Below are 24,423 nucleotides of genomic sequence, written 5' to 3'. Positions count from 1 at the left end.
TTTTTACGCCGCCAAAACCACACTTGCGCCATCCGTTTAACAGGGGAACACACATGGAATGGCTATGGATTGCAGCAGGCTTGGGCCTGTGGGGCGCGATGGCGCTGATGGTCTGGGGATTTGAATCACTGCAACCCGCACAAGGAAAAAAATCATGATCAGCATGGAGATGTTGTACGGCTTGGGCGGCATCAGCGCAGTGCTGTTGCTGGCGTATTTGGTGTATGCGCTGATCTGCGCAGAGGAGTTTTGATGAGCGGTTCAGCGTGGGGCCTTTTGGGCCTATTTTTATGGGTATTGCTCGCCGCCAGTTGGCCCTTGGGCATCTGGTTGGCCAAACTGTGCCGTGGCGCGCTGCCTGCCTGGATGGGCAAGGTCGAAGCGCCGCTGTACAAGTTAGCGGGCACCTCGCCCGAGCGCTCTATGGGCTGGGCGCACTACGCCCTGTGCTTGTTGGCGTTCAATGCATTGGGTGTCGTAGCGGTCTACCTGCTGCAGCGCTTTCAGTTCGCCCTGCCTTTGAACCCCATGGGCCTGCCCGCCGTCAGCCCTGACTCGTCGTTCAACACCGCCATCAGCTTTGTTGCCAATACCAACTGGCAAGGCTATAACGGTGAGGCCACCATGAGTTACCTCACCCAAATGCTGGCGCTGGCGGTGCAAAACTTCTTGTCCGCCGCCACCGGCATCGTGGTGGTGTTTGCGCTGATTCGTGGCTTTGCCGCGCGCTCCACCGCCGTGCTGGGCAACTTCTGGGTTGACATCACCCGCGTCACCGCATGGCTGCTGGTGCCCTTGTCCCTGGTATTGGCCATCGTGCTGGTGGGCCAAGGCGTCATCCAAAACTTTGAGGCTTACAAAGAAGTCACCACTCTGGAAATCAACAAGTTCCAAGTAGCCAAGGTCGGCGCTGACGGAGCCCCCGTGCTGGACGACAAAGGTGCCCCTGTGATGGAGGACACCCAGTCCACCACCCAAACACTGGCCATGGGCCCTGTGGCCTCGCAAGAAGCCATCAAGATGTTGGGCACCAACGGCGGTGGTTTCTTCAATGCCAACTCGGCCCATCCGTATGAAAACCCGACCGCGCTGAGCAATTTTTTGCAAATGCTGGCGATTTTCTTGATCCCTGCGGCCCTGTGCTTTGCCTTTGGCCGTGAAGTGGGTGACCTGCGCCAAGGCTGGGCCATCTTGGCCGCTATGACGGTCATGTTTGTGATTGCGGTGGTGGTCATCACACCTGCCGAACAAACTGGCAACCCCTTGTTCACACCTTTGGGCGTAGACCAAGCGGCCAGCAGCTTGCAAAGCGGCGGCAATATGGAAGGCAAGGAAACCCGCTTTGGCATCAACGCCAGCAGCTTGTTTACGGTCATCACGACTGCCGCCTCATGCGGCGCTGTGAACACCATGCACGACTCCTTGACGCCTATTGGTGGCATGGTGCCCATGGTCATGATGCAGCTGGGTGAAGTGGTGTTCGGTGGCACCGGCACCGGGCTGTACGGCATGTTGGTGTTTGCGATTCTGGCGGTGTTCATTGCGGGCCTGATGATTGGCCGCACCCCTGAGTACCTGGGCAAGAAGATCGAAGCGCATGAGATGAAACTCACCTCGATTGCGATTTTGGTCACGCCCATCTTGGTATTAGCAGGTACGGCTTTGGCCGTGGTGACCGATGCGGGCAAGGCCGGCATTTTGAACCCCGGGCCCCACGGCTTCTCTGAAATTTTGTACGCCTTGACCTCAGCCGCCAACAACAACGGCAGCGCGTTTGCAGGCTTGTCCGCCAACACCCCGTTTTACAACCTGCTCTTGGGTGTGGCTATGTGGCTGGGCCGCTTTGGCGTGATTGTTCCCGTGCTGGCCATTGCCGGTGCTTTGGCCTCCAAGCAACGTTTGCCTGCCACGGTCGGCACCATGCCCACCCACGGCCCTTTGTTTGTGACGCTGCTGATTGGCACCGTGCTCTTGGTGGGCTTGCTCAATTACGTGCCTGCCTTGGCACTGGGCCCCATCGTGGAGCACCTGATGCTGTGGCCCGCCCACTAAGCCGCACAACACGTGAGAAATAACATGACGACGAAAAAGAACTTTTTACTGTTTGACCCCGCTTTGCTCAAGCCCGCAGTGGCTGCGGCTTTCACCAAGCTCAGCCCCGCGGTGCAATGGCGCAACCCGGTGATGTTTGTGGTGTACATCGGCAGCATCATCACCACGCTCTTGGGGCTGCAAGCCTTGCAAGGCGTGGGCGATGCGTCGGCCGGCTTTGTCTTGTCTGTGGCGGCATGGTTGTGGTTTACCGTGCTGTTTGCCAACTTTGCCGAAGCCCTGGCCGAAGGCCGCGCCAAGGCGCAAGCCGCTTCTCTGCGCGGCCTGAAGAAAAGCACTTGGGCCAAAAAGCTCAAAGAACCCCGCTACGGCAGCGCCTTTTTGCCTGAGCAAGCCGAGAACCTGCGCAAAGGCGATGTGGTCTTGGTCGAAGCCACCGAGATGATTCCTTTGGATGGCGAAGTCATCCAAGGCGTAGCCACCGTGGACGAAAGCGCCATCACCGGCGAGTCGGCCCCCGTGGTGCGTGAATCGGGCGGCGACTTTGCCTCGGTCACAGGCGGTACCCGCGTGCTGTCGGACTGGTTGGTGGTGCGCATTGGCGTGAACCCTGGCGAGTCCTTCCTGGACCGCATGATCAGCATGGTGGAAGGCGCCAAGCGCCAAAAAACACCGAACGAAATTGCGCTTTCCATCCTGTTGGTGGCGTTAACCATCGTGTTTTTGGTGGTGACCGTAACGCTGCTGCCCTTCTCGCTCTTTAGCGTGGGCGCAGCAGGCGCAGGTACAGCCGTGAGCTTGACCGCCTTGATTGCTTTGCTGGTCTGCCTGATACCCACCACCATTGGCGGCCTGCTGTCTGCCGTGGGCGTGGCCGGTATGAGCCGCATGATGCAAGCCAATGTGATTGCCACCTCAGGCCGCGCGGTTGAAGCGGCTGGCGATGTAGATGTGTTGCTGCTGGACAAAACCGGCACCATCACCCATGGCAACCGCCAGGCCAGCAAGTTCTTGCCCGCACCGGGCGTGGCAGAGAACCAATTGGCCTTGTGCGCATCACAAGCCTCTGTGGCCGACGAAACCCCTGAAGGCCGCAGCATTGTGGTCTTGGCCCAGCGCTTGGGTGCCGTTCAGGCCCTCGTAGGCAAGACGCAAGAAGTCGCCTTTACCGCCCAAACCCGCATGAGCGGGGTGGATGTGTCGCAGGCCGATGGCACCGTGCGCAGCCTGCGCAAAGGCGCGGTGGATGCGGTGCGCAAGTACGTGGAATCCATGGGCGGCAAGGTGCCTGCCGAAGTGATTCGCGCCGCCGATGAAGTGTCCCGCCGCGGCAGCACGCCCTTGGCCGTGGCCGATGGCGCAACCGTGCTGGGCGTTGTGGAACTCAAAGACATTGTCAAAGCGGGCATCAAAGAGCGCTTTGGTGAACTGCGCCGCATGGGCATCAAAACCGTGATGATCACGGGCGACAACAAGCTCACCGCCGCCGCCATTGCCGCCGAAGCAGGCGTGGACGACTTCTTGGCCGAAGCCACACCCGAAGACAAGCTCAAGCTCATCCGCAGCTACCAGGCCGACGGTCGGCTGGTCGCCATGACCGGCGACGGCACCAACGACGCCCCCGCCCTGGCCCAAGCCGACGTAGCCGTGGCCATGAACAGCGGCACGCAAGCCGCCAAAGAGGCCGGCAATATGGTGGACTTGGACTCCAACCCCACCAAACTCTTGGAAATTGTGGAAACCGGCAAAGCCCTGCTCATGACGCGCGGCTCGCTCACCACCTTCTCCATTGCCAATGACGTGGCCAAGTACTTCGCCATCATCCCGGCCATCTTTGTGTCCACCTACCCCCAGCTGGCGGCACTGAACGTGATGCAACTAGGCAGCCCCAACTCGGCCATTTTGTCGGCGGTGATCTTCAATGCGCTCATCATCATTGCGCTGATTCCCTTGGCCCTCAAAGGCGTGAAGTACCGGGCCATGGGCGCTGCTGTTTTGTTGCGCCGCAACCTGCTGATCTACGGCTTGGGCGGCCTGCTCGTGCCCTTTATAGGCATCAAGCTCATTGACATGGTGCTGGTTGCCTTGCACATGGCTTAAGCCCAGCACACCTTAAGGAATCATCATGAACAACATTCTTCGCCCCGTTCTGGTCATCTTCACCGGACTCACCTTGCTCACCGGCGTGGCCTACCCCTTGGTCACCACGGGTGTGGCACACAGCCTATTCCCCAAGCAAGCGCAGGGCAGCCTGGTGCGCCAAGGCAACACAGTGGTGGGCTCTAGCCTCATTGGCCAAGCCTTTAGCGAGCCCAGCAACTTCTGGGGCCGCCCCTCAGCCACCGGCCCTATGGCCAACAATGCGGCAGCGTCCGGTGGTTCGAACCTTGGCCCACTGAACCCCGCACTGACCGACGCCATCAAGGCGCGCGTCACGGCCTTGCGTGAGGCAGACCCCAGCAACACCAGCGCCGTGCCGGTGGACTTGGTCACGGCCTCCGCCAGCGGTTTGGACCCCCACATCAGCCCGGCGGCGGCCTACTACCAAGTCAACCGCGTGGCCACTGCCCGCAAACTGCCTGCAGCGCAGGTGCAGGCCCTGGTGGCCAAGCATGTAGAAACACCGCTTTTGGGCATCTTGGGGGAAGCACGCGTCAACGTCTTGGCCCTTAACAGGGACTTGGCGACCCTGAAGTAAAACCTGCATACTCCCCAGCACCAACACCCCACCGTATGAGCGAAGCGCGCCCCGACCCCGACCAACTGCTAGAGCAATTTCGTGAAGAAGATGCGCGCTCGCGCAAAGGCAAGCTGCGCATTTACTTTGGGGCCAGTGCCGGGGTAGGCAAAACCTACGCCATGCTCAGCGCCGCCCAGCGGGCATGCGCCGCCGGGCAGAACGTGCTGGTGGGCGTGGTGGAAACCCATGGCCGCAAAGAGACTGCGGAGCTGCTCTCCGGCCTGACCGTTCTGCCCTTGCGCCAGTTGCCCTACCGGGGGCAAACACTGGCCGAATTTGACTTAGACGCGGCGCTTGCCGCCCACCCCGATGTGCTGCTGGTGGACGAGCTGGCCCACAGCAATGCCCAAGGCTCACGCCACCCCAAGCGCTGGCAAGATGTGCAAGAGCTGCTGGACGCCGGCATTGATGTCTGGACTGCAGTGAATGTGCAGCACCTAGAAAGCCTCAACGGCACCGTGGGCGCCATCACCGGCATTCGCGTGAATGAAACCGTGCCCGACACCGTGCTGGACCGCGCCGATGAATTGGTGCTGGTGGACGTGACTGCTGACGAATTGCTCACCCGCCTGAAGGCCGGCAAGGTCTATGTGCCGCAACAGGCCGAGCGGGCGACCCAACACTTCTTTCGCAAGGGCAACCTCATTGCCCTGCGCGAAATTGCGCTACGCCGCACCGCCGAGCATGTGGGCGACGATGTGCGCAGCTACCGCAGCAAACACGCCCAAGCCACACTGGCGGCCACCGCCCCCACGTGGAACACCTCGGGCGCACTCTTGGTCTGCGTGGGCCCCTATGCGGGTGCCGAGCACGCGGTGCGCAGCGCCGCCCGTTTGGCCAGCCAGCTTAACGCCGCCTGGCATGCGGTGTATGTGGAAACACCCGCCCTACAGCACCGTAGCGCGCAAGAGCGTGACCGCACCTTGGCCGTACTAAAACTTGCGGACGAGCTAGGTGCCAGCACGGCGGTACTGGCGGGCAACGACATCGCCATTGAACTGCTGCAACATGCGCAGTCACTGAACTGCGCCACCTTGGTGGTGGGGCGCCCGCAAGAGCGGCCCTGGAGCACGCTGTGGCGCGCCGTGCGGCCCACCATTACGCGGCAACTCGCTACCTTGGCCCCTACGTTGGACATTGTGGAAGTGGGCAATACCGAGAGCGTGCGCAAACTCGCCCCCGCCCTGCGGCCAGAGGCGCAAGACGAAGAGCACACCGGCTCGTGGCTAGAAAAATGGGGGCGCTACCTGTGGGCCACGGGGGGCTGCTTGCTCACCACGCTGGTGGCTATGCCCATGCTGCGCTGGTTAGACCTGGCCAACATCGTGATGGTGTTTTTGCTGTGCGTGGTGCTGGTGGCGGTCAAGCTAGGGCGAGGACCGGCCATGCTGGCCGCCGTGCTGTCGGTTGCGTCTTTTGACTACTTCTTTGTGGTTCCGCGCTTCTCGTTTGCAGTGAGCGATGTGCAGTACCTGATCACCTTCGCCGTGATGCTCTTGGTGGGCCTCACGATTGGACAGCTCACGGCGCACCTGCGCTTCTCGGCCAAGGTGTCGGCCAGCCGCGAACGGCGTGCCCAAGCCTTGTTTGAGCTAGCCCGTGACCTGTCGGCCGCGTTGCAAACCGTGCAGGTGGTGGAGCTGGGAGAGGCCGCTGTACAGCGCACCTTTGGCGGCCACGCCCGCGTGCTGCTGACCGACGCGAGCGACCGCTTGGCCATTCCAGACAAGCTGCCCGAAGGCCTGGACCCCAGCATTGCGGACTGGGCCTTTCACAACGGCCAGCGCGCGGGCCTGGCCACCAGCACCCTGCCCTCCAACACCTGGCAGTACGTGCCCTTGCAAGCACCCATGCGCATACGCGGTGTGCTGGCCCTGCAGCCCAGCCATGCGCGCTGGTTGCTCATCCCCGAGCAGGTGCAGCAACTCGAAACCTTGGCGCGCCAAATTGCCATTGCGCTGGAGCGTGTGCACTATGTGGATGTAGCGCAAACCGCCGTGGTGCAAATGGAGTCAGAGCGCTTGCGCAACACCTTGCTGGCCGCCATGTCGCACGATGTGCGCACGCCGCTCACCGCCTTGGTGGGCTTGTCGGAAAGCCTGACCAAAGCCGAGCCACCGCTGCCCCGTGTGCAAGCCGCTACCGCGCGTGCGCTGTTTGCCGAAGCACGCCAACTCAGCGCCTTGGTCACCAACCTGTTGGACATGGCACGCCTGCAAAGCGGGCAGATTCAGCTGCACAAAGACTGGCAATCCACCGAAGAAGTGGTGGGCAGCGCCATTCGCGCCGCACGCCACTCGCTGGGCACGCTCACGGTCACCACCGCCATTCCTGCGGACCTGCCCTTGGCCGAGTTTGACGCCGTGCTCATGGAGCGCGTGCTGGTCAACCTGCTGGAAAACGCCGCCAAATACGGCAGCGACCCCAAGGACACCGTGCCCATAGAGATCAGCGCCAGCACCACGACCGATGCCTTGCGCATCACGGTGCGCGACCACGGCCCGGGTTTGCCCGCTGGCAGCGCGGGCCAAGAGCATGTGCTGTTTGAAAAATTTACCCGGGGCCAAAGCGAGTCCACCACGCGAGGCGTGGGCTTAGGCCTGGCCATTTGCAAAGCCATTGTGCTGGCCCACAAGGGCAGCATCACCGCAAGCCAAGCCCCCGGTGGCGGGGCGCAGTTCACGGTAAGCTTGCCGCTGACCCCCATGCCCGAACTACCGCCCCCCGAATCAAGTCAAAACACGCGCTAGCGCCCATGTCACCTGCACCTGTTGCTATCCTTATTGAAGATGAACCACAGATCCGCCGCTTTGTGCGTGCGGGCTTGGAGGCGGAAGGCTGGCAGGTGTTTGAAGCAGCAACGGCGCACCGCGGCCTCTTGGATGCCGGCACGCGCAAGCCAGACTTGCTCATTGTGGATTTGGGCCTGCCCGACGCTGACGGCCTGGACCTGATTCGTGATGTGCGAGGCTGGTCCAACGTGCCCATTGTGGTGCTGTCTGCCCGGGTGGACGAGTCCGACAAAGTGGCCGCCCTGGATGCAGGGGCCGACGACTACCTGACCAAACCCTTTGGCATGGGCGAGTTGCTGGCCCGGGTGCGTGCCAATTTGCGCCGCCCCCGCAGTGCCACGGGCGAGGCTACGGTGACCACCAGCTCCGAGCTGGAGCGCTTGTTTTGCTTTGGTGAGGTGGAGGTGGACCGCACCGCGCGCTTGGTGCGCCGCCAAGGCGCTGAGGTGCACCTCACGCCGATTGAATACCGCTTGCTCTCGGTGCTTATGGCCAATGTGGGGCGTGTGCTCACGCACCGGCAGTTGCTGCGCGAGGTGTGGGGCCCCTCACACATTGAGCACAACCACTACCTGCGCATTTACATGGGCCACTTGCGCCAAAAGCTAGAGGCTGACCCCACCCAGCCCCGCCATCTGCTCACCGAGACGGCGGTGGGCTACCGCCTGCTTCAGGCGTAAACCTCGGCCTGCGGGTCGGTGGCTTCTAGCTCGTAGCTGGCGGCCAGCATGGCCAAGCGGGCGATCACGCCGTACATATAAAAACGGTTGGGCGCGCTCGCCCCTGGGCGCACACCGGGCTGGGGCAGGTGCATGCTCTCGGCAAAGGCCAAGGGCACATAGCTAGAGCCGGGGGCGCTCAGGCTCTCGTCCACACCGCGCTCGGCATGCATGCGGTAAAACCCGCCCACCACATAGCGGTCCATCAGGTACACCACCGGCTCGGCCACGGCTTCGTTGATGCGCTCATGCGTTTGCACGCCTTCTTGCACCAGCACGTCCAACACCGTGGACTCTGATGCCGCAGCGCCCGCCTTGGATTTGGGACGGCGCAAGGCCTGCAGCTCCTTGGAATCGCGCACGGAAAACACAGCCATGTCGGCGCTGCTGTTGTCCGCTTTGATCACCACAAATGGCTTTTCCTTGATGCCAAACTCTTTGTAGCGTTTTTTGACCTTGGCCAAAGTCGCGTCCACCGTAGCCCGCAGTCCCTCCAAGCCCTCGTCAGAACTGAAATCGACGTTGGTGCAGGTGTCAAAAATAGGATTAATCAGCCACGGGTCCACGCCTATGAGCTTGCCAAAGCGCTTGCAGACTTCCTCGTAGCATTTGAAATGCATGCTTTTGCGCCGCACGGCCCAACTGGCGTGCAAAGGTGGCAACAGATACTGCTCATGCACGTCTTCCAGAATGCCGGGCACGCCAGCGGTCAATTCGTTGTTGAGCAAGATAGTGCAAGGGTCAAAGTCTTTGAGCCCCAAGCGGCCTTTGGTACGTACCACGGGCTCCAACGTAATGCTCTCGCCGCTGGGCAGCTCCAGTGTGGTGGCCTTTTTGAGGTCTGGGCTGATGGAGCCGATACGAACATTGAGCCCCGCCATCTCAAAAATACGGCGCAATTGCACCAAATTACTCAGATAAAAGCTGCTGCGTGTGTTGTTGTCCGGCACGATGAGCAGGTTACGCGCTTCGGGGCAAATCTTCTCAATCGACGCCATGGCCGCCTGCACGGCCAAGGGCAGCATGGCGGGGGTGAGGTTGTTCCACCCCGAGGGGAATACATTGGTGTCTACAGGGGCCAACTTAAAGCCCGCGTTGCGCACATCGACCGAGGTGTAAAACGGCGGCGTATGCTCCATCCACTCTAGGCGGAACCAGCGTTCAATCGCAGGCATGGAGTCCAGCAGGCGTTGCTCTAACTCGTTGATGGGGCCTGTCAGGGCGGTAACCAAATGCGGAACCATACCGGGTGCTTTCTAATGAGGGGACGAACGACATTTTAGAAGTGGGCTGAATCTGGGGGCGAAACTTCAAAAAAACAAGCCACAAAAATGTCCACACGCGCAAAAAACATTCTCCACCGCTCCACACAGGTCAGCTGCTGGGCATAGGCAGGTTGTTGATTGCCGCGCTGACCGCGCAAACCTTGCATTCAAGCGCCTGTGGCCCACGTGCATATGGGGGGTTGTGCGGCGGTGTGTGCGGTGCAAGCGCTAATGGGGCAAGAAAGTGACAGCGCGCGTAACGCGTTTACGCATCTAGTTCTGGGCCTGCCCTTTGCAGCCCCACGGCCTCACGCTGCGCGTGGGTGCGGGCATTTGTGCTTGGTCGCCGAAGGACGCCACGCTGGACAACGCCATGGGATTGGCCGATGCCGCGCGCTATACCGCCGCGTAGGAGTCAAAAACCCCTACCAAGGCGAGATGACATGGTCGGCTAAAACAACTCCGTAGAGCCATAGCGCATGTCCTTGATAAGACCCCGCTCAATCAAATCCGAATAGGACTGCACCTGATTGCGCCCCATATCCTTCGCGACATACAAAGCACGGTCGGCACGCCCAATGTTCTCTGATGGTGACAGTGCAGGGTCAATAATGGTGTAACCCAAGCTCACCGTCACGTTCTCCACTTGGGGAAAGTAATGCGCTGCCACCTTGGCACGGACCCGCTCAAACAGTGTGTGCATGGCCTGCGCCGAGTCTGCCCCGGTCACCACCAAAAACTCTTCGCCTCCATACCGGTACACAGGATCGCTCTTGCGGAAACAACTGGAAATCAAGCGCGAGACCAAGAGCAGGATTTCATCCCCCAAGATGTGTCCAAACTCGTCGTTCACTTTTTTGAAGTGGTCAATGTCGATCACCGCGAGTGCGTACATCTGCACCACACTGCTGCGCCGCGCATCCGCATGCTTGGATTCACGCCCCAAGACAGACCACATCCGGTCAATGTTCAGGTCCATCGCATGCCGGTTGTACAAGCCAGTCAAACGGTCACGTTGGCTTTCATCGAGGAGCGCGTGGTAGTTGGAGTACACCCGCAAAATGCCGTTGATCAGCTCTTGATCTTGCTCGACCATGGGCTGGCTCAGGCGCATGCTGATCAGGCCGCTCAAGCCCTGCGACCCCATCAGGGGAAACATCTGAAGACTACCGTTCTGCGTGCGACGGGCAGCAGGCTTGAGGCTAAGCACCACGGTTTGTGCAAGGCTGCGCACATCCGGCGGGACTTCAATATTCGCGTACACCGTGTCCACCTCCTCGGTGTCCCGCCCCATACTTCCGCCACGGACCTCGATCTGGCGGGAGTAATGCAGTACTTTGGAGACCTCTTGGTGGACGTCGAGCGTCCATAAAGACAGGTCTTCGACATGGACGGTAGCGCCGATAGCCCGCAAGAGACTGTGCTCGATCGCAACAAAGTCACGGGTGGCGGTGATCTTTTCCAGTTTAGAGAGAAGCGAGATGCTCACGTTTTTGACTTTCCGGTTCCAACGGTGCTTGTTCCGCGCATTTTTAATACATGCGTCTTGCTAGTTGCCTAAATTACACCCGAAAAACCACAATTACACCCGAAAAACCACTAAACCAAGGAAATACTTCCCGACTCGGGTTTGTCAGTAGCGGCCCATAGGGCCGCCGCCCAGCGTTTAGCTACGTACCTCGCCCTCGCCCAGAACCACATACTTCAAAGAGGTCAGGCCCTCAATCCCCACTGGGCCGCGTGCGTGGAACTTGTCGGTGCTGATGCCAATTTCTGCACCCAGCCCGTACTCAAAGCCATCGGCAAACCGCGTGCTGGCGTTGACCATGACGCTGGCCGAGTCCACCTCACGCAAGAAGCGCTGGGCGTGCACATGGTGGGTGGTGAGGATGGCGTCGGTGTGGTGGCTGCTGTACTGGTTGATGTGGGCAATGGCCTCGTCCACGCCGTCCACCAGTTTGATGCTGATGATGGGTGCCAGGTACTCTTCAAACCAGTCTTGCTCAGTGGCAGAGACCAGGTTTGCTACACATTGTGTAGCTGCTTTCGCAGACTCCACGGGCGCAGTAGGCAGTTTTTGCTTCAAAATTGCCAGCGCTTCAGGGTCACAACGCATCTCCACGCCTTTGTCGGCGTAGACCTTGCCAATCAAGGGCAGAAACTGCGCTGCCACGCCACGGGCCACCAGCAAACTCTCGGTCGCATTGCACGGGCTGTACTTGTTGGTTTTGGCGTTGTCGGCCACTTTCACGGCCATGGCCAAGTCACAGGGGTCGTCCACATACACATGGCAGTTGCCGTCCAAGTGCTTGATCACGGGCACCTTGGCATCGCGGCTGATGCGCTCGATCAAGCCTTTGCCGCCGCGCGGGATGATCACATCCACAAACTGCGGCATGGCAATGAGCTGACCCACCACCTCGCGGTCGGTGGTTTGCACCAGCTGCACCGCATCCGCAGGCAAGCCGCTTTCTAGCAAGGCCTGCTGCACCAGCTTGGCCAGTGCCTTGTTGGACTCAATCGCTTCCGAGCCGCCACGTAAGATGCAGGCGTTGCCGCTCTTGATCGACAGGCTCGCAGCCTCAATGGTCACATTGGGACGGCTTTCAAAAATCATGCCGAACACTCCAATAGGCACGCGCATCTGGCCCACGCGGATGCCGCTGGGCTGCTGCTTCATGCCAATGACCTCGCCAATCACATCGGCCATGGCCGCCAGCTGCTCGCAGCCTTGGGCGCAGGTCTCTAGCACCTTGGGTGTGAGCTTGAGGCGGTCCACCATGGGGGCGGACAACCCATTGGCAATGGCACGCTCAATGTCTTTGGCGTTGTCGATTTGCAGCGCCTCCGTGTTGTCACGCAGCAGTCGGGCCAGGGTGCGCAATGCTACGTTTTTAGTAGCCGCTTGCGCCCGCGCCATCAGCGCAGAGGCCACTTTTGCCTGCAATCCCAGGGTGTGGGTGTATTCAGAGATGTTGGTCGCGTTCATGGCGGTATTTTGTCAGATTGACAAATACCGACTGGGCCCAAACCCCAAACCCAGGTCAGCCGGCAACCCGCCGCTCTAGAGGGCCATCGGTGGCCCGTCCCACAGACGTGTAACAGCGCACTCCTAGAATTGGCACATTGACAACCGGAGCAAACGCATGCGCACCCTCTTTTTCGCCCTTACGCTGGCTATGACTTTGACCCTGTCAGGGTGCGGTTACAACACCTTTCAAAGCGGCGACGAGCAGGTCAAGGCCAGCTGGTCTGAGGTGCTCAACCAGTACCAGCGCCGAGCCGACTTGGTGCCCAATTTGGTCAGCGTGGTCAAGGCAGAGGCCAAGTTCGAGCAAGACACGCTCACCCAAGTGATTGAGGCGCGCTCCAAGGCCACCTCCATCCAGGCCACACCCGAGCTGATCAACAACCCCGCCGCATTCCAACAGTTTCAGCAAGCCCAGGGGCAGTTGACAGGCGCACTGTCGCGCTTGATGGTCGTCAGCGAAAGCTACCCCACGCTCAAAGCCAACCAAGCATTTCGGGACTTGCAAGCGCAGCTGGAGGGCACTGAAAACCGCATCACCGTGGCGCGCAACCGCTACATCAAGTCGGTCCAAGAGTACAACGTGACGGTTCGCTCATTCCCATCCAACCTCACCGCCATGGTCATGGGCTACACGGCCAAGCCCAACTTCACGGTGGACAACGAGAAAGAAATCTCCAAGCCTCCGGCCGTGAATTTTGACGCGGCACCCGCCAAGCCCGCCGCCAACCCACCGGGTGACGGCAAGTGAGCACGCTGCGGAGTCTGCTCCAAGGGGCCAAAGCGCTCTTAGGGGTGGCCGTCTGTGTGTACGCGAACCTAGCGGCAGCCCAGGTCGCGGTACCGCCCTTGACCGGTCCTGTCGTGGACCAAACGGCAACGCTCAGCGCGGAGCAACTAGCCACCTTAAGCCACACCTTGACCGCGCTAGAGGCCAGAAAAGGCAGCCAGCTCGCGGTGCTCATCGTCCCCAGCACCGCCCCGCAAGCCATTGAGCCCTACGCCCTGAGGGTGGCCGAGGCCTGGAAACTGGGGCGCAAAAAGATAGATGACGGGGCCATCTTGGTCATCGCCAAAGAGGACCGTGCGGTGCGCATTGAAGTCGGCTATGGGCTAGAGGGCGCACTCAACGACGCCACCGCCAAGCGCATCATCAGCGAGACCCTCGTGCCGCGCTTCAAGCAGCAAGACTATTTTGGTGGCATTGAGGCCGGTGTCGACCAGATCATTCGTGTGATGGATGGCGAACCCTTGCCAGCGCCCAGTGCACCCAAGACCCGTGCTGGTGGTGACCTTACAGAACACGCCACAGTGGCCTTCATTTTCGCGCTAGCCATTGGCAGTGTATTTCGCTCCCTGTTTGGCAGACTGCTGGGCGCAGTGGCCACGGGCGGGGTGGTGGCTTTCATCGGTTGGTGGATGCTAGGCACGCTTTTACTCGCGCTGGTGGCGGGGTTCATAGCCATGCTGCTCACCCTGTTCGGAGGCGGCCTACTGCGAGGCGGTGGAGGCGGCTACTACGGCGGCGGGGGGCGCGGAGGTTCAGGCGGCTTCGGTGGCGGGCGAGGTGGCTTTAGCGGTGGCGGCGGTGGTTTCGGCGGCGGTGGCGCGTCAGGAAGGTGGTAAGCATGGATATCCAACGTTTCGTCAAACACCTGATGACCCCTCCGGCTAAGGTGAAGCGGCATTTCCCGCAGTCCGTCTTGCATGCCATCGAGCACGCCATTGCAGCCAGTGAGGCCCAGCACAGTGGGGAGATACGGTTCGTGGTCGAAGGCGCACTGGATGGCGCGCCGCTGTTCAAGGGACAGTCCCCGCGTGACCGTGCGCTGGACCTGTTCTCAGAACTCCGCGTCTGGGACACAGAGTTCAACAATGGCTTGCTGATCTACGTGTTGCTGGCCGACCGTGCGGTAGAAATTGTGGCCGACCGTGGCATCAACGCACAGGTGGCAGCCTCAACCTGGACCCATATCTGCCAGCAAATGGAACAGGCCTTCCAACAGTCAAGCTTCGAGTCAGGCGTGGTCAGCGGCGTACAGGCCATCACGCAGCAGCTGGCACAGCACTTCCCCGCTAACAGCCAGTTGGGCAACGAACTGCCCAACCAAGCGGTGGTGCTGTAGTCAGCTGCAGTGCAAGACACTGCTGAACGGACAGGGGAGACCTTAGCAATTTGCCACGCTGTCACACCTGTGCCACGTAATCGGCATAGAACTCGGGTATGCCTACCTCCAAGTCCTCATCTCTCAAAGCTGCCCAAGCGCCGAGCACACGCGTTGCTGCGCTTCCCGGTCCCGACACCGGCTCACTGCCGCCTAGCCCCTGGGACCGCACGGTATGCGAAGCCCTGATGGCCCAGCTTTGGACCCTGCGCACCACCATGCTGGACAGCGAACAGCGCTTTGCCCCAGCGCTGGCGCTGGTTGCGCCCAGCCACCGCGACAGCGCGCGCAACCTGGTGCACTACCTGGCCCTGCGCGCCACGGATCTGCGCCCCCTGCAAGACAAGTTGGCATGGCTGGGCCTCTCGTCCCTGGGCCGCGCGGAGTCCCATGTGTTGGCCAGTGTGGACAAAGTGCTGGGGCTATTGCATGTGCTGTCGGGGCAAACGTGGCAAGACCGCTCGGCAGAAGAGCCCGCTGGTAGCGTCAGCAGCCGCCAGCGGCTGGAGCACAACACCACCCAGCTCATGGGTGAGGCCACGCACCAACGCCCTGTGCGCATCATGGTGACGCTAGGTACCGAAGCTGCGACCGAGCATGGCCATGTGCGCGCCTTGGTAGACGCGGGGATGGACATTGCCCGCATCAACTGCGCACACGATGGCCCTGAGGTCTGGCGCACCATGGCCCAGCAGGTGCAGCGCGCCGCCAAAGGGGCCAAGCGCAGCGTCAAAATTTTGATGGACCTGGGGGGCCCCAAGATCCGTACCGGCGAGGTGGCGCTACAGCCCCCGGTGCTCAAGCTCAAACCCCAGCGCGACGCGCAAGGCTTCACCCTAGAGCCCGCACGCCAGCGCTTGGTAGCGGTAGGCACCCCATCCGCCACCCACAGCGCCTTGCAGGTCGACGCCACGTGGCTGGCCAAACTGCGCCTGGGTATGCGCATTGAAGTGACCGACGCGCGGGGTGCCAAGCGCAGCCTCTTGGTCGTGGAGCGCGACGACCAAAGCGCCACGGTGGAGGCGCACAAAACGGTGTACCTCACCCCCGACACCATGCTCTGCGCCAAGAGCATGGGTGGCAAAAAAGTGTTTTCCACCTTCCCGCAAAACATGCAAGGCGCACCGGGCGTGTTGAGCTTGGAAGTGGGCGACACGCTGCACCTGCTGCGCAGTGGTGTGGGCTACCCGGCAGAGACCATAGACCACTTGGGCAATGCCTGCGACACGCCTGCGGCCATTGCCTGCACCTTGCCCCAAGTGTTTGAGCAAGTGCAGGTGGGCGAGCGGGTGTGGCTGGACGATGGCCGCATAGGCGGCGTGATCCGCGCCATCTGCGACACCCACCTGGACATTGAAATCACCCAAGCCCGCGCTGGCGGAGAGAAGCTACACGCTGACAAAGGCATCAACCTGCCCGACAGCCAGCTCGACCTCCCTGCCCTGACGGACGTCGATCTGCAAGACCTGCACGCCGTGGCGGAGCTGGCCGACATGGTGGGCATGAGCTTTGTGCAAGAGCCCAGCGACGTGCAAGCGCTGCTATCCGCCTTGCAGCAACACCAGCGCCCTGACATGGGCGTGGTGCTGAAAATCGAAACCGCGCGAGGCTTTGAAAACCTGCCCGAGCTCATGCTGGCAGCCATGGCAGCGCCCGCAGCCGGTGTGATGATTGCGCGCGGCGACTTGGCAGTGGAATGCGGCTTTGAACGCATGGCCGAGGTGCAAGAAGAAATTCTGTGGTGTGCACAGGCCGCGCACATGCCCGTGATTTGGGCCACGCAAGTGCTGGAAGGCTTGGCCAAGACCGGCATGCCCTCGCGCGCTGAGATTTCAGACGCTGGCTTGGGCGTGCGCGCCGAGTGTGTGATGCTCAACAAAGGCCCCTTCATCACCGACGCCATCACGGCCCTAGACGACATTTTGCGCCGCATGGCCGGGCACCAAGACAAGAAACGCCCCCTGCTGCGTGCGCTGCAGGCCTGGCGCGGTTACGCGCCCAGCCCAACCGCTTGACCTGCATCAAGGTTTGCGCGCATAGCCTGCGCAAAGCCACCTAGCATGGTGGAACTGTCATCGCCATGCCATATGGTGTCCACAGACTGCTGCACATCTGACACCTTCTTTCCACGACCCTCACGCTATGTACAACCTCGACGCCCCTGGCCCAAGCCACCACCTGCCCGACGGTAGCCCCGCGCTCAACGGCATCCATGTCAATGGCTCCGCACACCACGCACACGCAACCCATGGCCCCTTGGCGGGCAAAAAAGGACTGGTCGTGGGCCTCGCCAACGCCCACAGCATTGCGTATGGATGTGCTCAACAGGCGCGCGCCCAAGGGGCCGACCTGGTGTTGTCTTGCTTGAACGACAAAGCCCGCAGCTTTGTGCAACCACATGCAGACGCCTTGCAGGCCCCACTACTGAACTGCAATGTGGAGCAGCCCGGTGACTTGCAAACGCTGGTCGAGCAAGCCGTGGCGCACCACGGCCACTTGGACTTTGTGGTGCACTCCATTGCATGGGCACCGCTAGAGGAACTGCACGGCAGTGTGACGGACAGCACGGGCGCAGGCTTTGCGCGGGCCATGCAGGTGTCATGCCATTCGCTGGCAGAACTGGCCCGCTTGTGCGCGCCCCACATGCGTGCGGGTGGCAGCATCATCACCATGAGCTACCAAGGGGCCAGCCAGGCCATTGGCCATTACGGACTTATGGGACCCGTCAAAGCGGCGCTGGAGTCGTTGGTGCGCTACTTGGCGGTGGAGCTGGGGCCCAAGGGCATCCGCGTGCACGCGGTATCGCCAGGCCCCATCCCCACGCGGGCTGCGTCAGGCATTGCAGAGTTTGACAGCTTGATGGAGCAAGCCCAAGCCAAGTCCCCCTTGCAGCGCTTGGTCACGCTGGAAGAGATTGGCGCGCTCACCGCTTTCTTGTGCAGTGCAGGCGCATCCGGCATGACCGGGCAAACCATTTTTGTCGATGCAGGCTGCCATGCGGTCGCCTAAACCCAGGCCCACCCAATGCACCTCGTACAGCCCTCCGACATGGTAGAGAACGCCACCTACGACGAGATCCGGCTAGGCCAAAGCGCCCAGCTGGTGCGCACGCTCACCTTGGACGATATCCGCGCCTTTGCCGCGGTGTCAGGGGACACCAACCCCGCGCACTTGGACCCCGAATACGCAGACGCCAGCCTCTTCCATGGCGTGATTGCGCACGGCATGTGGGGGGGCGCCTTGATCTCGGCGCTGCTCGGCACCGTGTTTCCGGGCCCCGGCACCATTTACTTGGAGCAAGTGCTGCACTTCAGCAAGCCCGTGCGCATTGGCGACACGCTCACCGTGCGGGTGAGTGTGAGCAGCAAAGACGACGAGAAAAAGCGCTTGGAGTTGGACTGCCAAGTGCAAAACCAGCGTGGGGATCGGGTGCTGCATGGCCTGGCCCGCGTGATGGCGCCCACCATCAAGGTGCGACGCCCTGCCGTGCATGCGCCCACCATTCAGCTGTTTGACCCCGAGGCGCGCCTGGCCGCGCTCTTGGCACACGGGCGCGACCTCACCGCCGTGCGCTGCGCCGTGGTGCACCCCTGCGACGCGGCCTCATTGGGCGGCGCACTGGCAGCGGCACAGCACGGTCTGATAGAACCCGTGCTCATAGGGCCTGAACGCCGCATGCGCGAGCTGGCCGAAGAGCTGGGCTTGGACTTCAGCGGTGTGGCAATAGAACCGGTGGCCCACAGCCACGCAGCCGCCGCGCGGGCCGCAGACATGGCTGCTGCCAAACAGGTAGAAAGCATCATGAAGGGCAGCCTGCACACCGACGAATTGATGGCGGCGGTAGTGACCAACGCCGCCTTGCGCACAGGGCGGCGCATGTCGCATGTGTTTCGCTTTGATGTGCCCAGCTACTACAAGCCGCTGTACCTCACCGACGCTGCGCTCAACATCCGGCCCAAGCTGCATGAAAAGGCCGACATCGTGCACAACGCGATTGCGCTGGCTCGCATCATGGGCGTGGCCCAGCCCAAGGTGGCCGTGCTGTCAGCGGTGGAAATGGTCAACCCCAACATCCCGTCCACCATCGATGCTGCGGCCCTGTGCATGATGGCGCAGCGCGGGCAAATTGAAGGCGGCATCTTGGATGGCCCCTTGGCATTTGACAGTGCGATCTCGGCCGAGTCAGCGCGCATCAAGCACATCAGCTCGCCCGTGGCGGGGGATGCCGACATCTTGGTAGTGCCCGACCTGGAGTCCGGCAACATGCTGGGCAAGCAGCTGGAATACCTTGGCGGCGCCATGATGTCGGGCTTGGTCATGGGCGCGCGCGTACCTATCGCATTAACCAGCCGCGCCGATGGCGAATCTGCACGCATTGCGTCGGCGTTGCTGGCCAAAGTGACCGCCCACCACAACCGCTTGGTGCCACCATGACCGTATTGGCGGTCAACACCGGCTCGTCCACGCTCAAGTTTGCGCTCTACCCCGTGCATCTGGGCCAGGTACAAGCCGCTACCTTGACCGGCAGCTTTTCTGGGCTAGAGCCGCAAGGGCAAGCCAGCGTGCAATGGCGCATGCAAGACGGTTTAACGGGTGCAACACGTGAGGGCTCGGAGCCCTTGCAAGGCGGGGCAGACCGGTTTGAAGCTGCGCTGCAACGCTTGCAAGCCTTGCTACGCGAGCTCGGCTTGGCCCCCCAGCTGCACGCTATTGCACACCGCGTGGTGCATGGCGGCACGGCCTACCACCAAGCCATTGTGGTGAACGACGAAGCCCTGCACGGCCTGCACGCCCTGTCGCCCTTGGCACCGCTGCACCAGCCCCACAACCTCATGGGCATTGCGCTGTGCCAGCGCAGCTACCCCGGTGTGCCCCAAGTGGCCTGTTTTGACACCGCCTTTCACACCACACTGCCTGAGGTGGAGACGCGGTTTGCGCTGCCCGAGGCCTTGTATGCCCAAGGCATACGCCGCTATGGATTCCATGGCCTGTCCTACCAATACGTGCACGGGGTTTTGCAAACCGTGTCCGACCGCGCCCACGGCCCGGTGGTCATGGCCCACCTAGGCAACGGCGCCAGCCTGTGTGCCACGCGCGAGGGCCGCAGCCAAGCCACCACCATGGGGTTTTCTGCGGTAGAAGGCCTGATGATGGGCACGCGCAGCGGTGCCCTAGACCCCGGCGTCTTGCTGCATTTGCTGGGTGCGGGCTGGACCGCGCAACGGCTGGAAGACTTGCTGTACCGCCAGTCTGGCTTGCTCGGCGTGTCGGGCGTGTCCGCCGACATGCGCCGCTTGCGTGCGGACCCCAGCCCGCAAGCGCAGAGGGCCATCGCGCTGTTTGAGCACCGCGTGGTGCGCGAGATTGGCGCTATGGCCGCTTGTGTGCAAGGCATGGGCGTGCTGGCCTTTACCGGTGGCATTGGCGAGCACGACGCCCTGCTGCGCACCCATGTGTGTCAGCAATTGGGCTATCTGGGTGTTGCCATGGACGATGCCGCCAACGCACAGGCCGCAGGCGACGCCGTGCGCAGCATCCATGCCCCCCGCAGTGCCGTGGAGGTGTGGGTGGTGCCCACCGATGAAGGCAAGGTTGCGGCGCAGGCCGCTGCAGACGTGCTGCTTGCGACGCAGCCCTAGGCTTGCGCAACGGCCAGACTGGCCTGCCCGGATTGCGCCTCGTACGCCTTGTAGCCGTCTTCCACGGTAGGGATGATCTGCACCACCTCAAAGTAAGGCGCATGGATCAGTGGTGAGTCGCGCAATTGCTCCATGAAAAAGTAGTGGTGCTTGGGGTCTTGGGTTTGCGTCATCATCACGTCGCTGCATTGGGCTGTGAATGCCTCGGCGTCAAAGTAGCGCATAGTGAGTTGCCCTGCGTGCGCTTGCAAGATAGGGCCCAAGTGCTGGTCTGCCAGCGCCCTGCGCTGCTCCCGTGACAGTGCCAACCAAGCGGGTGTAGCGCGCAGCAAAATAAAAAATACGTAGTTCATGGTGAGTGTCCTTGGGCTTACTTTAAGGTTTGGTTGAAAAACTGTACGGTTTGCGTAATCGAGTCTTCACGCGCCTCCACGTTCGGTGCGGAGCCACCCAAACCGCCGCGACCTTGGTAGTGGAACGGGTCCATATAGCTACGGGCTTGGTCCAGATTATTGAAGCCGTGCTCTGCATGGGAATACACCTTCACGCGCACTTGCGCGCGCATAGCAGTAGGCAAGGCCGCTACTTGCTTGTCGCACATGGTGGCATCGTTGTCGTACTTGTCATCCGCACCCGTCAAAATATAAATGGGGGCTCCGGTGAGGTCTTTGAAGGGGTACCCCGGTACACGGTTGTAGCCAAAGCATATAGGGTAGTAAGGCATGTGGGCGGCAAAACGCAGATTGGGCGGCGCCATTTGCCCGGCATAAGTGGTGTCCGCGGTGAGCATGCTCACAACCCCACCCCACGAAAACCCCATGATGCCAATATGCTGCGCATCAATGCGTGGCAAACTGGCCAAATACGCCAGCGCCCCAAACGCATCCGGCAGTGTTTCTTTCACATGCTTAGGCCGACCATCCCAGCCACCCGCCAAGCCGCGCGGTGACCACAGGTCTATTTCCAAGGTGGCAATACCAGCAGCGTTCAGGGCCTGCGCATACATGGGGCCTTTGGCGTCCATGCCGCCCGTTCCATGCACGATGACCACCGCAGGCACCTTGCTACGCATCGCCTTCTCGGTGGCCTCTGGAGTGGACAAATCGGTAGGGATTTGCAGACGCCCAATGCCTTGCAGCGCTTGCGCAGGCGCTGGCAGCGCAAAGGTCACTAGGTTGGTTTTCACATCAGGCACCAGCTCATGGGACCTAGTGGAGGCCGACTGGGCCATTTGTCCAGGCTGTGTGGTAGTTTGCGCTATGACAGGGCCAACGCATAGTTGCGCAACGGCCAAAGCCAATGCAGATAGATAGACAGACTTCACCTTCGTTTTCTCCTTTAAAAAAATGGGTTCAGCCACGCTGCATGATGCGAGCGAGCACACGGGGCGCGAAGCGCTGCAGCAGTGGCACGGCGCGGGCTTTGCCAACCCACACGGTCGCGTGGCCTTTGTGCAGGCCGGCAATCACTTCGCTGGCGGCTTGGGCGGGGGATATTTTTCCGGTGCCACGGCCTTGGGTCATGGCGGTGTCCACCAAAGGCATCACCGCCTCGACCACACGCACCGAGCTCCCCTGCAACTGCACGCGCAGGCCTTCGCTGAACAAATGCAGGCCTGCTTTGGTGGCGCTGTACACCGCCGAAGTGCGCTTGGGCACAAAGCCCAAGCCCGACGTGATGTTGACCACCCACGCCTGCTGTTTGCTTTGCAAATGCGGCAGCAAAGCCTGAGTAAGCACCATGGGTGCGACGAGGTTGATGTCCACCTCGGTGCGCAACTGGTCAGCGTCGTAGCCTGCGTCGTCCATGCGCACGTTGTCTTGCACGCCTGCGTTGTGGATCACGCACGCAAGGTCGGGGTAGCGAGTCACCCACTGCGCTGCCTGCGCAGGCAGCGAGGCCACGTCCGCCAGATCACACACCACGGTGGCGATCAAGGCATGGCTGTCTTGCAGGGCCTGCAGGCGCTGCGCGTTGCGGCCTAGCGCGAGTACGGGCACACCCGCCTGCGCCAACTGCAAAGCCAAGGCCTGCCCAATGCCGGCAGTGGCACCGGTGACCAATGTGCGCGGCAAAGCCGACTGGGGTTTAGCGTCTTGTAGCGCGCTGTGCTGTAATGGTTTGGTGTTCATGAAGCGCACTGTAGAGCCGCCCCACCATGCCGTCATTAACCCAAGTTAATCGCCCACCCACGGCAGACCAAGTCCTCAAAACCCTGCTAGAAACCGCCGCTGGCGGCCCGCTGCCACAGTGGGAGCGCGTACAAAGCGCCATGCAAATACGTCACTTTGAAACCGGCGGCACCGTGTTTTTGCAAGATGTCGCGCACCCCTATGTGTATGGCGTGCGCAGTGGTTTACTCAAGCTCAGCTACCTTGGTGAAGAGGGTGACGAATGGATCAAGTCTTTCGCCCAAGAGGGTCGCTTTTTTGCCAGCATTGCAGCGCTAGAACCACGTGGGCGCACCAGCTTTATGGTGATCGCGCTGGAGCCTTGCACGGTGGAGCAAGTGGACTACCGCTTGCTCTACGAACTGGCCTCTACCCACTTGCCTTGGTCACGCGCTCTGCACGCCCTGACCATGGTGTTTGCCGCACGCAAAGAGCAGCGCGAGCGTGAACTCCTCACTCTGAGCCCCGAGCCGCGCTACATCGCATTCAGAGACGCCCACCCGGAGCTAGAGCAGCGCATTCCACAAAAAGACCTGGCGCGCCACCTGGGCCTTACGCCCGTGGGACTCAACCGCATCGTGGTGCGGGTGCGCCGTGGGCTGGGCGCGTAAGCAACAACCGGCTTAGCCCAAAACGCGCTTGAACAAACCAATGGCCAGTTGGTAGCCCAAGAGCTGCAGCTCAGGGTCGTAGCGCTCGCCCTCGTCACGCATAAAGGCGTGCACACCATTGAACTCGTGCCATGTAAAGTTCACCTTGTGGGCGCTCAAACGCTGGTACACCAGCGCACGGCCTTCTGGCGGAATATGGGGGTCTTGCTTGCCCCACACCATTTGCAATTCACCCCGTATCTCACCGGTGCGCTCCAAGCTCGAGTTGCCTGCCTGTGAGGGCACCATGCCGGAATGGATGTCCGTGGCGTAAAAGCAAGACGTGGCCAGCACCGCCGGGTGCAGCGCCGCGCGATAAGCCAAACCGCCCCCTAAGCAAAAGCCCATGGCCCCGAGCTTGCCAGCGTAGTCTGGCAAGCTGCGCACATAGTCCACCATGGCTTGGGTGTCGCTGTCATGGGCCTCCAAGGTCTTTGCCACTTTGTCGGCATTGCCCTTGTCGCGCCCCGCATCGTCATACGCCAACACCGTGCCTGCTGGGTTGAGCTCATGAAACACCTCTGGCACCAGCACAATAAAGCCATGCCCCGCCATGATTTGCGCACTGCGACGGATAGGCCCCGTTTGCTGAAAAATCTCAGAGTACAAGATCAACGCCGGGTACTGCTTGGGTGCCGTGCCAACGTCTGACTTAGGGCGATAGACATAGCACCGCATAGGCCCGGTGGGGGTGGACAGGTCAACTTCGGTGGCTTGGATTTGCATGGGGGGGTGACGCTAGTTGTAAGGAGAAACTGCGAGCGCAATGGCTGACGCGCACGGCGCGTTGAGTGTATCCATCAAGGGTTTATCGGCGCAGCGGGCCATAGAACTTCGGCTGGAAACCAATCGTATGGATACACGCATGTCCAAAGCAATTGAAACTAATCCACCACACTTGGCGAAACCGACGTTGATAGCAAGCTAACTTTCGAGAAGGGCGCCATCTATGCATCTTGGGCGTCACTTCAGCGCGTGGAATCTGCCCGCTTTCAGCCAATGACAGAAGTCAGGTTTGCCGCGGTAACAGCCATTAACTTTGGATCCGTGTCGTGCAAAGTTGCACAAATTGCGACCGCCAGGCAACGACCGCTTAGGAGTTGATCGATTGGGTGCTCAGCCTAACTGCTGTAAAGAACAGGCTTATGCAAACCGGCCCCGCCGGAAATTGGTTACCCAATTTTCAAAAAAATCACCCGTTT

Annotated in this window: 21 protein-coding genes; 14 read left to right on the top strand and 7 right to left on the bottom strand. The window is 61.2% G+C overall.

Going from position 1 to position 24,423, the window contains the following annotated elements; genetic code table 11:
* Positions 1-154 precede the first annotated feature (154 nt).
* From EXZ61_RS02880 to kdpE, 6 genes are read left to right on the top strand one after another with little or no spacing between them, the layout of a single operon-like run.
* Positions 155-253 (top strand): potassium-transporting ATPase subunit F, encoded by a 99-nt coding sequence (locus EXZ61_RS02880; protein WP_142808840.1) that lies wholly within the window; start codon positions 155-157, stop codon positions 251-253.
* On the top strand, positions 253-2,052 hold the full coding sequence (gene kdpA / locus EXZ61_RS02875; protein WP_142808838.1) for a potassium-transporting ATPase subunit KdpA: 1,800 nt from the start codon (positions 253-255) through the stop codon (positions 2,050-2,052). Before EXZ61_RS02880 ends, kdpA begins: the two co-directional genes overlap by 1 nt.
* Positions 2,053-2,076: 24 nt before the next feature.
* The gene (gene kdpB / locus EXZ61_RS02870; RefSeq protein WP_142808836.1) at positions 2,077-4,152 is read left to right on the top strand and encodes a potassium-transporting ATPase subunit KdpB; all 2,076 of its coding nucleotides are present in this window, start codon (positions 2,077-2,079) and stop codon (positions 4,150-4,152) included.
* A 25-nt stretch (positions 4,153-4,177) separates the two neighbouring features.
* Entirely contained in the window at positions 4,178-4,750 is a 573-nt protein-coding gene (kdpC, locus tag EXZ61_RS02865; protein WP_142808834.1) for a potassium-transporting ATPase subunit KdpC, read from the top strand.
* Positions 4,751-4,785: 35 nt separating this feature from the next.
* On the top strand, positions 4,786-7,542 hold the full coding sequence (locus EXZ61_RS02860; protein ID WP_142808832.1) for a DUF4118 domain-containing protein: 2,757 nt from the start codon (positions 4,786-4,788) through the stop codon (positions 7,540-7,542).
* A gap of 5 nt (positions 7,543-7,547) precedes the next feature.
* Complete coding sequence (kdpE, locus tag EXZ61_RS02855) at positions 7,548-8,264, top strand: two-component system response regulator KdpE (RefSeq protein ID WP_142808831.1); 717 nt, start codon at positions 7,548-7,550, stop codon at positions 8,262-8,264.
* Here kdpE and gshA read toward each other — a convergent pair.
* From gshA to EXZ61_RS02840, 3 genes are all read right to left on the bottom strand, one after another.
* On the bottom strand, positions 8,255-9,547 hold the full coding sequence (gene gshA, locus EXZ61_RS02850) for a glutamate--cysteine ligase (RefSeq protein WP_142808829.1): 1,293 nt from the start codon (positions 9,545-9,547) through the stop codon (positions 8,255-8,257). The two genes, kdpE and gshA, sit on opposite strands and share 10 nt — an antisense overlap.
* Positions 9,548-10,019: 472 nt before the next feature.
* Positions 10,020-11,057, bottom strand: a complete 1,038-nt coding sequence (locus EXZ61_RS02845; RefSeq protein WP_142808827.1) for a GGDEF domain-containing protein — start codon at positions 11,055-11,057, stop codon at positions 10,020-10,022.
* A gap of 177 nt (positions 11,058-11,234) precedes the next feature.
* The gene (locus EXZ61_RS02840; protein ID WP_142808825.1) at positions 11,235-12,557 is read right to left on the bottom strand and encodes a glutamate-5-semialdehyde dehydrogenase; all 1,323 of its coding nucleotides are present in this window, start codon (positions 12,555-12,557) and stop codon (positions 11,235-11,237) included.
* Positions 12,558-12,714: 157 nt separating this feature from the next.
* Here EXZ61_RS02840 and EXZ61_RS02835 point away from each other — a divergent pair, with 157 nt between their 5' ends.
* The 7 genes from EXZ61_RS02835 to EXZ61_RS02805 all read left to right on the top strand — a co-directional run bounded on the left by EXZ61_RS02835 (position 12,715) and on the right by EXZ61_RS02805 (position 20,400).
* The gene (locus EXZ61_RS02835) at positions 12,715-13,347 is read left to right on the top strand and encodes a LemA family protein (RefSeq protein WP_142808824.1); all 633 of its coding nucleotides are present in this window, start codon (positions 12,715-12,717) and stop codon (positions 13,345-13,347) included.
* Positions 13,344-14,222, top strand: coding sequence for a TPM domain-containing protein (locus EXZ61_RS02830; RefSeq protein WP_425353604.1), 879 nt, complete (start codon positions 13,344-13,346; stop codon positions 14,220-14,222). The genes EXZ61_RS02835 and EXZ61_RS02830 overlap by 4 nt, the downstream gene beginning before the upstream one ends.
* Positions 14,223-14,224: 2 nt before the next feature.
* Positions 14,225-14,722: a TPM domain-containing protein gene (locus EXZ61_RS02825; protein WP_142808822.1), complete on the top strand. Its 498-nt coding sequence runs from the start codon at positions 14,225-14,227 to the stop codon at positions 14,720-14,722.
* Positions 14,723-14,820: 98 nt separating this feature from the next.
* Positions 14,821-16,776, top strand: a complete 1,956-nt coding sequence (locus tag EXZ61_RS02820; RefSeq protein WP_142808820.1) for a pyruvate kinase — start codon at positions 14,821-14,823, stop codon at positions 16,774-16,776.
* A 127-nt stretch (positions 16,777-16,903) separates the two neighbouring features.
* Positions 16,904-17,770, top strand: a complete 867-nt coding sequence (gene fabI / locus EXZ61_RS02815; protein ID WP_142808819.1) for an enoyl-ACP reductase FabI — start codon at positions 16,904-16,906, stop codon at positions 17,768-17,770.
* 15 nt (positions 17,771-17,785) lie between these two features.
* Positions 17,786-19,195, top strand: a complete 1,410-nt coding sequence (locus EXZ61_RS02810) for a bifunctional enoyl-CoA hydratase/phosphate acetyltransferase (protein WP_142808816.1) — start codon at positions 17,786-17,788, stop codon at positions 19,193-19,195.
* A complete protein-coding gene (locus tag EXZ61_RS02805; RefSeq protein ID WP_142808814.1) occupies positions 19,192-20,400 on the top strand; it encodes an acetate/propionate family kinase in 1,209 nt (402 codons plus the stop codon). The genes EXZ61_RS02810 and EXZ61_RS02805 overlap by 4 nt, the downstream gene beginning before the upstream one ends.
* Here the strand turns inward: EXZ61_RS02805 and EXZ61_RS02800 are convergent.
* From EXZ61_RS02800 to EXZ61_RS02790, 3 genes are read right to left on the bottom strand one after another with little or no spacing between them, the layout of a single operon-like run.
* Positions 20,397-20,753: a darcynin family protein gene (locus tag EXZ61_RS02800; RefSeq protein ID WP_142808812.1), complete on the bottom strand. Its 357-nt coding sequence runs from the start codon at positions 20,751-20,753 to the stop codon at positions 20,397-20,399. The genes EXZ61_RS02805 and EXZ61_RS02800 overlap by 4 nt on opposite strands.
* A 17-nt stretch (positions 20,754-20,770) precedes the next feature.
* Positions 20,771-21,724 carry a dienelactone hydrolase family protein gene (locus EXZ61_RS02795; RefSeq protein ID WP_142808810.1) on the bottom strand — a complete coding sequence of 318 codons (954 nt, stop codon included), beginning with the start codon at positions 21,722-21,724 and terminating at the stop codon, positions 20,771-20,773.
* 28 nt (positions 21,725-21,752) lie between these two features.
* Positions 21,753-22,532, bottom strand: coding sequence for an SDR family oxidoreductase (locus EXZ61_RS02790; RefSeq protein WP_168224682.1), 780 nt, complete (start codon positions 22,530-22,532; stop codon positions 21,753-21,755).
* Between the two features lie 26 nt (positions 22,533-22,558).
* Between EXZ61_RS02790 and EXZ61_RS02785 the strand changes: the two genes are divergently transcribed.
* On the top strand, positions 22,559-23,182 hold the full coding sequence (locus EXZ61_RS02785; RefSeq protein WP_142808806.1) for a Crp/Fnr family transcriptional regulator: 624 nt from the start codon (positions 22,559-22,561) through the stop codon (positions 23,180-23,182).
* Between the two features lie 12 nt (positions 23,183-23,194).
* Here the strand turns inward: EXZ61_RS02785 and EXZ61_RS02780 are convergent, their stop codons facing one another.
* Positions 23,195-23,947: a dienelactone hydrolase family protein gene (locus EXZ61_RS02780; RefSeq protein WP_142808804.1), complete on the bottom strand. Its 753-nt coding sequence runs from the start codon at positions 23,945-23,947 to the stop codon at positions 23,195-23,197.
* Positions 23,948-24,423: the final 476 nt, after the last annotated feature.

It is taken from the genome of Rhodoferax aquaticus (genome assembly GCF_006974105.1).
GTDB lineage: Bacteria > Pseudomonadota > Gammaproteobacteria > Burkholderiales > Burkholderiaceae_C > Allorhodoferax > Allorhodoferax aquaticus_A.
The sequence above is the reverse complement of the archived record's forward strand: the minus strand, read 5'-3'. Positions and strand labels throughout refer to the sequence as shown.

Excerpts from the sequence above, each read along its gene's own strand:
- EXZ61_RS02880 (WP_142808840.1), top strand. The coding sequence starts at position 155 with ATGATCAGCATGGAGATGTTGTACGGCTTGGGCGGCATCAGCGCAGTG.
- kdpA (WP_142808838.1), top strand. The coding sequence starts at position 253 with ATGAGCGGTTCAGCGTGGGGCCTTTTGGGCCTATTTTTATGGGTATTG.
- kdpB (WP_142808836.1), top strand. The coding sequence starts at position 2,077 with ATGACGACGAAAAAGAACTTTTTACTGTTTGACCCCGCTTTGCTCAAG.
- kdpC (WP_142808834.1), top strand. The coding sequence starts at position 4,178 with ATGAACAACATTCTTCGCCCCGTTCTGGTCATCTTCACCGGACTCACC.
- EXZ61_RS02860 (WP_142808832.1), top strand. The coding sequence starts at position 4,786 with ATGAGCGAAGCGCGCCCCGACCCCGACCAACTGCTAGAGCAATTTCGT.
- kdpE (WP_142808831.1), top strand. The coding sequence starts at position 7,548 with ATGTCACCTGCACCTGTTGCTATCCTTATTGAAGATGAACCACAGATC.
- gshA (WP_142808829.1), bottom strand. The coding sequence starts at position 9,547 with ATGGTTCCGCATTTGGTTACCGCCCTGACAGGCCCCATCAACGAGTTA.
- EXZ61_RS02840 (WP_142808825.1), bottom strand. The coding sequence starts at position 12,557 with ATGAACGCGACCAACATCTCTGAATACACCCACACCCTGGGATTGCAG.
- EXZ61_RS02835 (WP_142808824.1), top strand. The coding sequence starts at position 12,715 with ATGCGCACCCTCTTTTTCGCCCTTACGCTGGCTATGACTTTGACCCTG.
- EXZ61_RS02825 (WP_142808822.1), top strand. The coding sequence starts at position 14,225 with ATGGATATCCAACGTTTCGTCAAACACCTGATGACCCCTCCGGCTAAG.
- EXZ61_RS02820 (WP_142808820.1), top strand. The coding sequence starts at position 14,821 with ATGCCTACCTCCAAGTCCTCATCTCTCAAAGCTGCCCAAGCGCCGAGC.
- fabI (WP_142808819.1), top strand. The coding sequence starts at position 16,904 with ATGTACAACCTCGACGCCCCTGGCCCAAGCCACCACCTGCCCGACGGT.
- EXZ61_RS02810 (WP_142808816.1), top strand. The coding sequence starts at position 17,786 with ATGCACCTCGTACAGCCCTCCGACATGGTAGAGAACGCCACCTACGAC.
- EXZ61_RS02805 (WP_142808814.1), top strand. The coding sequence starts at position 19,192 with ATGACCGTATTGGCGGTCAACACCGGCTCGTCCACGCTCAAGTTTGCG.
- EXZ61_RS02800 (WP_142808812.1), bottom strand. The coding sequence starts at position 20,753 with ATGAACTACGTATTTTTTATTTTGCTGCGCGCTACACCCGCTTGGTTG.
- EXZ61_RS02790 (WP_168224682.1), bottom strand. The coding sequence starts at position 22,532 with ATGAACACCAAACCATTACAGCACAGCGCGCTACAAGACGCTAAACCC.
- EXZ61_RS02785 (WP_142808806.1), top strand. The coding sequence starts at position 22,559 with ATGCCGTCATTAACCCAAGTTAATCGCCCACCCACGGCAGACCAAGTC.
- EXZ61_RS02780 (WP_142808804.1), bottom strand. The coding sequence starts at position 23,947 with ATGCAAATCCAAGCCACCGAAGTTGACCTGTCCACCCCCACCGGGCCT.